The 9,188-nt window shown below is 69.4% G+C and carries 10 protein-coding genes and 1 pseudogene; 7 read left to right on the top strand and 4 right to left on the bottom strand.

Features of this window, described 5'->3' with window-relative positions:
* Positions 1–1,086, bottom strand: a 1,086-nt coding sequence (locus EQG76_RS07465) for a transglutaminase-like domain-containing protein (protein WP_200840624.1), incomplete at its 3' end; no start/stop codon positions are given.
* 295 nt (positions 1,087–1,381) lie between these two features.
* On the opposite strand from EQG76_RS07465, the gene EQG76_RS07460 reads away from it, so the two are divergent.
* Complete coding sequence (locus tag EQG76_RS07460) at positions 1,382–1,642, top strand: GlsB/YeaQ/YmgE family stress response membrane protein (RefSeq protein WP_159712032.1); 261 nt, start codon at positions 1,382–1,384, stop codon at positions 1,640–1,642.
* A gap of 112 nt (positions 1,643–1,754) precedes the next feature.
* Here EQG76_RS07460 and EQG76_RS07455 read toward each other — a convergent pair whose 3' ends face one another.
* Positions 1,755–2,006: a hypothetical protein gene (locus tag EQG76_RS07455; protein ID WP_159712030.1), complete on the bottom strand. Its 252-nt coding sequence runs from the start codon at positions 2,004–2,006 to the stop codon at positions 1,755–1,757.
* A gap of 185 nt (positions 2,007–2,191) precedes the next feature.
* Between EQG76_RS07455 and EQG76_RS07450 the strand changes: the two genes are divergently transcribed.
* The gene (locus tag EQG76_RS07450; RefSeq protein ID WP_159712028.1) at positions 2,192–3,301 is read left to right on the top strand and encodes a mannitol dehydrogenase family protein; all 1,110 of its coding nucleotides are present in this window, start codon (positions 2,192–2,194) and stop codon (positions 3,299–3,301) included.
* 7 nt (positions 3,302–3,308) lie between these two features.
* On the opposite strand, the gene EQG76_RS07445 is transcribed toward EQG76_RS07450, so the two are convergent.
* On the bottom strand, positions 3,309–3,683 hold the full coding sequence (locus EQG76_RS07445) for a DUF805 domain-containing protein (RefSeq protein ID WP_235031246.1): 375 nt from the start codon (positions 3,681–3,683) through the stop codon (positions 3,309–3,311).
* A 101-nt stretch (positions 3,684–3,784) separates the two neighbouring features.
* Between EQG76_RS07445 and EQG76_RS07440 the strand changes: the two genes are divergently transcribed.
* A complete protein-coding gene (locus tag EQG76_RS07440) occupies positions 3,785–4,198 on the top strand; it encodes a DUF4174 domain-containing protein (protein WP_159712026.1) in 414 nt (137 codons plus the stop codon).
* Between the two features lie 3 nt (positions 4,199–4,201).
* Here the strand turns inward: EQG76_RS07440 and EQG76_RS07435 are convergent, their stop codons facing one another.
* Positions 4,202–4,681, bottom strand: a complete 480-nt coding sequence (locus EQG76_RS07435) for a GreA/GreB family elongation factor (RefSeq protein WP_159712024.1) — start codon at positions 4,679–4,681, stop codon at positions 4,202–4,204.
* Positions 4,682–4,827: 146 nt separating this feature from the next.
* Here EQG76_RS07435 and EQG76_RS07430 point away from each other — a divergent pair, with 146 nt between their 5' ends.
* The 4 genes and pseudogenes from EQG76_RS07430 to EQG76_RS33310 all read left to right on the top strand — a co-directional run.
* Entirely contained in the window at positions 4,828–5,811 is a 984-nt protein-coding gene (locus EQG76_RS07430) for a phosphotransferase enzyme family protein (RefSeq protein WP_159712022.1), read from the top strand.
* 18 nt (positions 5,812–5,829) lie between these two features.
* Positions 5,830–7,200: an aspartate aminotransferase family protein gene (locus EQG76_RS07425; protein ID WP_159712020.1), complete on the top strand. Its 1,371-nt coding sequence runs from the start codon at positions 5,830–5,832 to the stop codon at positions 7,198–7,200.
* Between the two features lie 225 nt (positions 7,201–7,425).
* Positions 7,426–8,901: a peroxidase family protein gene (locus EQG76_RS07420; protein ID WP_159712018.1), complete on the top strand. Its 1,476-nt coding sequence runs from the start codon at positions 7,426–7,428 to the stop codon at positions 8,899–8,901.
* Positions 8,902–9,025: 124 nt separating this feature from the next.
* Positions 9,026–9,188: pseudogene (locus tag EQG76_RS33310) on the top strand (alcohol dehydrogenase); the annotation flags it as partial.

Raw genomic sequence — 9,188 nt, 5'->3', positions numbered from 1 at the left:
CAGGTTCTCTGCCAGGCGCCGCTTGGTGGGGCCGACGGCCGCCGTGTTCCACTCGGCACCTTCCATGTCGTCGATCGACACGAAGGTCGGTTCGCCGCCGGTGGTGAGCCGGACGTCGCCCCCGAGGAGGCGCTGATCGACCTCGTGGCCCTCGGTCAGGATCTCCTGCCACTGCTCGTCCGTGTAGGGCATGGTGACCCGCGGCGTCTCGCGGATCCGGGTCACCTTCATCTCGAAGCCGAAATCGACCTCGGCCGGCTCGACCCCACCGGAGACGGGCGCCGCATTCTGCGGCTCGGCGGCGGCGGCCAGCGGGATGTGGCCCTCGCCGGCCAGCAGGCCCGAAGTCGGGTCTAGGCCGATCCAGCCGGCTCCCGGGATGAACACCTCGCACCAGGCATGGAGGTCGGTGAAGTCCACCTCCGTGCCGGACGGCCCTTCCAGCGGCTTCACGTCGGGGGCGAGCTGAATCAGGTAGCCGGAAACGAAGCGGGCGGCGATGCCGAGCTGCCGCATGATCTGGACCAGCAGCCAGGCGCTGTCGCGGCAGGAGCCGCTGCACCTGGCCAGTGTTTCCTCGGTGGTCTGGATGCCCGGCTCCATGCGGACCACGTAGCCGATCGCCTGCTGCAGCCGCCGGTTCAGGTCGACGATGAAGTTGACCGTATTGGTCGTCGCGCGCGGGATTTCGGCGAGGAAGTCAGAGAGCAGCGGGCCCGGCGCCTCGACCTCGAGATAGGGCAGGAGTTCCTTCTTCAGATCCTTGGCGTAGGCGAACGGCCACTGCTCGGCCGTGTCTTCCACGAAGAACTCGAAGGGGTTGAACACCGCCATTTCGACGACGAGGTCGATATCAACGATGAAATGGTCGGTCTTCTCGGGGAAGACGAAGCGGGCCTGCCAGTTGCCGAACGGGTCCTGCTGCCAGTTGATGAAGTATTCCTCGGGCTGGACCTTCAGCGAATAGCTCAGGATGCGGCCGCGCGTGTGCGGGGCCGGCCGCAGGCGCACGATCTGCGGCCCCAGCTCGACCCGGCGGTTGTAGCGGTAGCTGGTGCGGTGGTGCAGGGCGACATGGATCGCCATCGTGAAGCCTTTCCCAAGGGTCGACCTGCCCGGCAGCAAGCCGCGTGCCGCCGCACCATGGCGGCAGCCGGGAGCGTCTGGAAGAGGCGCATTGCCTGCACTTCGGGCAGCCGCACGGCCGCCTGCCGACAGAACGGGCAGCCGCACCGCCCCGGAAGGAAGCGCCCTGTATGTCCAAAAAGTGCGTCGCCGCGAGGGGTGGCCGGAACGTCGACGGCTTGTGTAGTTTAATCAGAGGCACTGCGAGCCTCGAGCACGCCGAGCCATCAGAACCACGCACCGGGATTGGGCTGTCATGGGCATCATCTGGACCATCATCATCGGCTTCCTCGCCGGCCTCGTCGCCAAGTGGATCATGCCGGGCGACAAGGAGCCGAGCGGCTTCATCCTCACGACGATCCTGGGCATCGTCGGCGCCTTCGTCGCCACCTATCTCGGTCAGGCGGTCGGCTGGTACCGGGCCGGCGAAGGGGCGGGCTTCATCGGTGCCGTGGTCGGCGCCATCATCGTTCTGGCGATCTACGGCATGATCGCAGGCCGGCGCTCGCGGGTCTGATCGCCGCTCGCCCGCCCGGCCCGGCTGTGGCTCCGGGCGGGCGACGGCGCAACCACGCCGCCATCGGCGTCCGGCCTCGCCTCGTGATGATCGCCGCTCGATCCGCCTGATCTTAGCCCGGCTCGATCATGGGGCGCGAGCCGGCCCGCTCCTCGTCGATCATCGCCTTGAGCGGGCAGTGGCCTTCCGCACCGCGCCAGGCCAGATAGGCGCCGGCACCGAGCGCTGCCACGCTCAGCAGCGGGTTCGGACGCGGCCTGGCACCGGCGGCGGCCAGGACCAGCCCGCCCAGCAGATAGGCACCCCGCTGCATCGGCGTGAGCTCGCCGTATCTTTGCGCATGGCTCACCGGAAGATCGTCCATCGCCTCACTCCTCGTCCGCTTGACCGGTCAATGCCGACCATGTCCCAGGCAAACGGAGTGTGAAACCGTCGGTTCCGGCATGGCTGTCCCGCCTTGCCGCGAGGCGGGGTCTGGCTGTACCGCGCAATGGCTCCTAGGGTCCGGGCACCGGACATAGGGCGATGCCGAAGGGACGAGAGAAAGCCATGCACCCTGCCATCCTGCAGTTCGGGACCGGACGGCTGCTCCAGGCCCATGCCGACCTGATGCTCGACGAGGCGCTGGCGGCCGGCAAGGCAGCCGGGCCGGTGGTGGCCGTCACCACCAGCGGCACGCCGGAAGCGGCCAGGCGCGCGGCAGCTCTGGCCTATGGGGCCGGCTTCCCGGTCCATATCCGCGGCCTGGTGGATGGCGAGGCGGTCGACCGGCAGGTGCAGGTGACCAGCGTCGTCAGGGCACTGGACGCGGTGACCCAGTGGGAGGAGGTCCGGGCCGACGCGGCGGACCCGCAGGTGCGGGCATGGCTCAGCAACACGGCCGACCGTGGCTACGAGCTGCACCCCGACGACGACGCTGCGACACCAGTGCCGCGCTCCTTTCCCGGCAAGCTGGTCCGGCTGCTCCAGGCGCGGCACGAGGCGGGTGGCGCGCCGCTGTCGGTGTTCCCGCTGGAGCTGATCACCGATAACGGCAAGGTGCTGCGGGGCATCGTCACCGGGCTCGCCCGGCAGTGGGGGGCCTCGGCCGGCTTCCTGAGCTGGCTGGAGGCCGAGGTGGTGTTCGCCGACAGCTTGGTCGACCGGATCGTCAGCGAGCCGATCGAGCCGGTGGGTGCCGTGGCGGAGCCCTACGCGCTCTGGGCGATCCGCCAGGCACCCGGCCTGTTCGTGCCGCTGGAACATCCCGACGTGGTGGTGACCGAGGATCTGGAACGCTACGCCCGGCTCAAGCTGTTCATCCTGAACCTCGGGCACACCTGGCTGGCCGAGCGCTGGCTGCTGGACCGGCGCGACCCCGACGAGATCTTGCTGCAGATCCTGCAGGACGCCGACATGGTGGCGAGCCTCGACCGGGTCTATGACGAAGAGGTGCTGCCGGTGTTCGTGGCGATGGGCTTAGGCGAGCAGGCCGTGGCCTACCGGCGGACGGTCATGGAGCGGTTCGCCAACCCGTTCCTGCGCCACCGCCTGGCCGACATCGCGCACAACCACGCCGCCAAGAAGGAGCGGCGCTTCGGTGGCCTGATCGAGCTGTCGCGCCAATACCTGCCGGACCACCCCACGCCGCTCCTGGACGGCGCGCTGGCACGCGGCTGAACGCCGGTCAGGCGGGCGGCGGGCCGAACCGGTTCGGCCCGGGCGTGCTTGGCAGGCAGAACCAGACGATCAGCACGATCTGGCCGACCACCGGCACGACATGGAGCAGCAGCCACCAGCCGCTCCGGTCCCGGTCGTGCAGGCGGCGCACCGCCACCGCCAGCCAGGGCAGCAGCAGGACCAGCCAGACCAGCGTGCTGAGCGGACCGTTCGCATTATGGCGGAACAGGACGGCGTCGAGCACGCCGGCTGCGAAGATCACGATCAGGTAGAACAGGAAGAAGTACCAGTATTCGGCGCGGGCTGCGCGCCCCTGGATGGTGGCGAACTTGCTGAAGCAGGTTCTGATCGCGGTCTGGAAGTCCATCTTCTGCCTTTCCATGCGTGATCCGACCCGGCTGGCCATGCGTAGCGCCAGGAAGCCAGCGCCCTGCCGGCCCGTCTTTCCGGGATGCTAGGATGCAAGTGACCCGAAGTCTCGCCATGCCCGTGTCTCTGGTCATTGCCATGCTCGCCACCGGAGCCGCCGCCATGGAATCCCTGGACAGCTATCGCTGGCAGAACCGGGTGCTGGTGATGTTCGCCGGGTCCGGCGATCCACAGCTCCAGGCGCAGCGCGACGAACTCCTGCCCGTCCAGGATCAGCTCGACGAGCGCGACCTCGTGGTCTTCGCGGTGATCGACGGCCGGCGGATCGAGCCGGTCCATGGCCGGGCACCCGCGGACGATCAGGCGGCCCTGCTGCAGGCCGCGTTCGACCTGCCGGCCGATGCCGGCTTCACCGCGCTGCTGGTGGGCAAGGACGGCGGGGTGAAGTGGCGCGCGAACCGGCCGGCATGGCAGGGGGAGCTGTTCGGCCTGATCGATGCCATGCCGATGCGCCGAAAGGAGCGCTGAGCCTCAGTCCGGTTCGAGCGGCTCGATCACCAGGATCTCCAGCTCCCCGTCGCCGAACCGGACGGTCTCGCCTTCCTCCAGGCCGATCAGGGCCTGGGCCAGGGGTGCCGTCCAGGCGATCAGGCCCTGCTCGGGCCGGGTCTCGTCCTCGCCCACCAGCCCCACCGTCTGACGGCTGCCGTCCGCGCGCGCCAACGTCACCCGGCAGCCGAAGCGGACTTGGTCGGGCTCTGCCGGCGGCTGGGTCACCTCGGCGCTGGTCACCCGTGCCTGCCAGTAGCGCAGCTCCCGGCCGATCCGGGCATGGGCCGTCCGGTCATCCGCAGGGGTGGCGGCCTCCTTGCGCCGCCACTCGGCGAGGGTCGCTTGGATGCGCTCGTGGCCCCACGGCGTGATCAGGTTGCGGTTTGGGCTGATCGGCCGGTCCGGCAGCTCGTCGATGGCGCTGTCGCCGTCCGGCTCCTTCACGAACGCCCGGCTCATTTCTTGCCTGCCTGCCCTGCTGCCTGTCCCAATGGAAGAGGCTAGACCCGCGGCGACCACGGGCGCAACCGTCCGGCGGCAGGTAGGGCTGTGTTGAAAGCCAAACAAGAATCGTTGTATCTGCCACTATCGCTCGTGAGGGGTTCATGTACGACGCTGCGTTCCTGGGACGGCTCGAGAGCGCCCTGCGCACGGCATTGCCTGCCTGGGGCCTGCCGAGCGACACGTCGCTGCGCCTTCTGACCATCTCCGAGAACGCCACCTTCCTCGTCGAGCCGCCCGGCGAAGCGCCGATCGTCTTCCGGGTGCACCGCCCGGCCTATCACACCGAGGACGAGATCCTCTCCGAGCTGGCCTGGATCGCCGCCCTGCGTGCCGACGACGCGGTCGCCACACCCAGGCCGCTGCCCACAGCCAATGGGCGGCTGCTGGGCGCGTTCGGCGAGGGTGCGAACCGCCGCCATGTCGCAGCCTTCGAGTTCATGAGCGGGACCGAACCAGCGGCTTCCGCCGATTCGGTGCCGTGGTTCCGCCAGCTCGGTGCCATCAGCGCCCGCCTGCACGGCCATACCCGCATCTGGCAGCGCCCCAGCAGCTTCCGGCGCAAGACCTGGGACTTCGACGCGATGCTCGGCAGCCGGCCGCTCTGGGGCGACTGGCGCGCCGGACCGGGCCTCACGCCCGAGGGCCGCGCGCTCCTGGAGCGCACGGCTGAGGTGCTGGCCGGCCGCCTTGCCGCCTACGGCCATGGTCCGGATCGCTTCGGGCTGATCCATGCCGACCTGCGGCTAGCCAATCTCCTGGTGGAGGGCGACCGGCTCGGCATCATCGACTTCGACGACTGCGGCTTCTCCTGGTTCATGTACGACTTCGCCGCCGCGGTCAGCTTCTTCGAGGACGATCCGGCGATCCCGGCACTTCAGGCGGCCTGGATCGAGGGCTATCGCAGCGTGGCCCCGATGAGCGCGGAGGATCTGGCGATGATGCCGGTCTTCCTGATGCTGCGCCGGGTGCTGCTGACCGCCTGGATCGCCTCGCATGCCGAGACCCCGACCGCCCAGGAGATGGGCGTGCCCTACACCGAGGGCACGGTGGCCATGGCCGAACGCTTCCTCACCGAACACGCCTGACATCGCCGGAGAAGACCCGTGCCGGACGCCGAGACCCTTCCCGAGAGCCAGCAGATCCTGGCGCTCAACGCCTTCGACGCGCGGCAGGCGGGCGGGCTGCCACCTGCCACCGCCGCGCTGGTCCAGCGCCGGCAGCAGACCTTCGGCCCGACCTCGGTCCTGTTCTACCAGGAGCCGATGCATGTCGTGTCGGCCGAGGGCGTGTGGATGACCACGGCGGATGGGCGCCGCTACCTGGACGTCTACAACAACGTCCCCTCGGTCGGGCACTGCCACCCGCGCGTGGTGGCAGCGATCGCGCAGCAGGCGGCGACGCTCAACACCCACACCCGCTATCTCTACGACGTCATCCACACCTATGCCGAGCGGCTGCTCACTACCTACCCGGCCGGGCTGGACAGGGTGACCTTCACCTGCACCGGCAGCGAGAGCAACGACCTGGCGCTGCGCATCGCCGCCGCGGCCACCGGCAAGCGCGGCATCGTGGTCACGGACAACGCCTATCACGGCAACACGCTGGCGGTGACCGAGGTCTCGCCCTCCTCGATGCCGGGCAAGCCCCTGCCGCCGCATGTCCGCGTCGTGCGCGCGCCCGACACCTATCATGCGCCCACCGCCGATCTTGGCCAGCGCTTCGCTGGCGAGCTGCAGGAGGCAATCGACAGCCTGGAAGAATCCGGCTTCGGCTTTGCCGCCTTCCTGGCCGACACGATCTTCTCCAGCGACGGCATCTATGCCGATCCCATAGGCTTCCTGAAGCCGGCGATGGACGCGGTGCACCGGGCAGGCGGTCTGTTCATCGCGGATGAGGTCCAGCCGGGCTTCGGGCGGACCGGGGATGCGATGTGGGGCTTCCTGCGCCATGGCGTCCTCCCGGACATCGTCACCATGGGCAAGCCCATGGGCAACGGCTTCCCGATGGGCGGGGTCGTGTCGCGCAGCGAGCTGCTGGAGGCCTTCACCAAGAGCGTGGGCTACTTCAACACGTTCGGCGGCAACCCGGTGGCCGCGGCAGCGGGGCTGGCCGTGCTCGACGTGATCCGGGACGAGCAGCTCGTCGAGAACGCCGCCAAGGTCGGCCGCCACCTGCGCGACGGCCTGCGCGGTCTTGCCGGCAACGGCCATCCGGAGATCGGCGACGTGCGCGGTGCCGGGCTTTATGTCGGCGTCGAGTTCGTGCGCGATCCCCTGACCCGCCAGCCGGCTCCGGAACTCGCGACGCGGGTGATCAACGGGCTGCACCGCCGGCAGATCCTGATCGGGGCGGCCGGCCGGCATGGCAATGTCCTGAAGATCCGGCCGCCACTGGTCTTCTCGAAGGACAATGCAGATCAACTGGTCGAGGCGCTGGGAGAAGTGCTGGAGGAAGCGGCCGCTCCCTCGAGGTGACGTAGATCACCGAGCATTCGTCCGATCCAGGATAAGTTCCCGGGCGTGGGGCAGGATCACCCGCCCGGCCGTTTCCTCTCGGCCACCGGGTCGACATCGCAGGTATTTTCCCGCTGTCCGGATAGTCTCGTCGCGATCCTGCCCCTCCCTTCCCAGCAACGGCCGGCATACTGGCCTCGGCAGGGCCCACGGCAGTTCCCCGCTCATCACAACGAGGAAACGGACATGCACGGTTTTGCCGATCGCGGCCTCGACGCGCCGCGTGGCCGCTTCGCTTCCACTGGCCGCTTCGGCCGGATGTTCCCGGAACTGCGTTCGCTGCGCGACTTCGCGCCCGGCCCGGCGGAACTCGGTCGGGTGGGCGGTGCCATGGATGGCGGCAACCCACCACCCACCGACACCTCGCAGAACAACCCCCGGATCAAGGCCGGCTACACCTTCCTCGGCCAGTTCATCGACCACGACCTGACGCTGGATGCCACCTCCATCCTGGAGCAGCAGGTCGACGTGAACGCCACTCACAATTTCCGCACGCCGGCCCTGGAACTGGATTCGGTCTATGGGCTGGGGCCCGCCGTGCAGCCCTTCCTCTACGACCGCACCAATCCGTTCCACCTGCTCGTCTCGGAGGACGGAGGCGACCTGCCGCGCAACCGCCAGGGCACCGCGATCATCGGTGATCCGCGCAACGACGAGAACGTCATCGTCTCCCAGCTCCACCTCCTGTTCCTGAAGTTCCACAACAAGGTGCTGGACGACCATACTGATCCGGCACTCGGTGGCCGGGAGCGGTTCGAGGCAGCCCAGAAGCTGGTCCGCTGGCATTATCAGTGGATCGTGCTGCACGAGTTCCTGGCCCGTACGGTAGGCAGCCATCTGGTCCAGCGGGCCGTGGCGGATCCGGCCTTCCTCTACCCGGGCGAGCCGTTCATGCCGGTGGAGTTCAGCGTCGCCGCCTACCGGCTGGGCCACAGCCAGGTGCGGCCGGGCTACCTGATGGGCCCCGACCGGGCGGCTGCCCTGTTCCCGGACGACCCGTCCGCCCAGGAGGCGGTGACCGACCTGCGGGGCGGACGGCCGGTGCCGCCCGAGCTGCGCATCGACTGGCAGGCCTTCTTCGGGCCCGACGCCCAGCCCAGCAAGTTCCTGGACACGCGGATCTCGACCGTGCTGCTGCGCCTACCGGACGGGGTCGTGCCGCCTGGCACGCCGGACGCGTTCCGCTCGCTGGCGACGCGCAACCTGCAGCGCGGCCTGGACCTGCGCCTGCCGTCTGGCCAGGACGTCGCCGCCTATCTTTGCCAGCCCGCCCTGGGCGAGGCCGAACTCTGGGAGGGCGTCCAGGGCGGGCATGGTCCGGCGCCCTTGTGGTTCTACATCCTGCGCGAGGCGGAACGGCGGGCTGGCGGGCAGCGGCTCGCCGGCGTGGGTGCGGAGATCGTCGCCCGGACCTTCGTGGCGCTGCTCCTGGCTGATCGGGCCTCGTTCCTGGCCCAGGATCCGGGCTGGACGCCGACCCTGCCCGCCAGCCATGCCGGCCGGTTCACCATGACCGATCTCGTCAACCTGACGCTCGGCACCACCCTTGAATCCGAGGACGTCTCGGCCCTGCCTGGTGACGACGCGACGCCAGCCGAGCCGCCGGCCCACAAGCGGTGGCAATGGCCAGGCGGCAACGGCCAGCGCAACCGCGCCGCTTGACAGCCGCCTGCCGGAGTGCCGCGAGCCGATGCCGGGCATCGGCTCGTCTGGCCTATTGCGCCATTGACGCGGCCATCGTCGTGGCGGTGATCTCCCGCCGGTCCGGACGATGGGAGGAGCCGCAGTGAAGATCCGCGCAGCAGTCCTGCACGAGGCGCCCAAGGCCCCGCCGTTCGCGGCCTCGCGCCCGCTTGCGATCGAGACGGTCGACCTGACGCCGCCCGGACCCGGCGAGGTGCTGGTGCGGATCGGGGCTGCCGGCCTCTGCCACTCCGACCTGTCGGTGA

This window comes from Geminicoccus flavidas (genome assembly GCF_009806515.1).
In the GTDB taxonomy this organism is placed as follows: domain Bacteria; phylum Pseudomonadota; class Alphaproteobacteria; order Geminicoccales; family Geminicoccaceae; genus Geminicoccus; species Geminicoccus flavidus.
Note: the sequence above shows the minus strand (reverse complement) of the source record. Positions and strands in the feature narration are given on the sequence as shown.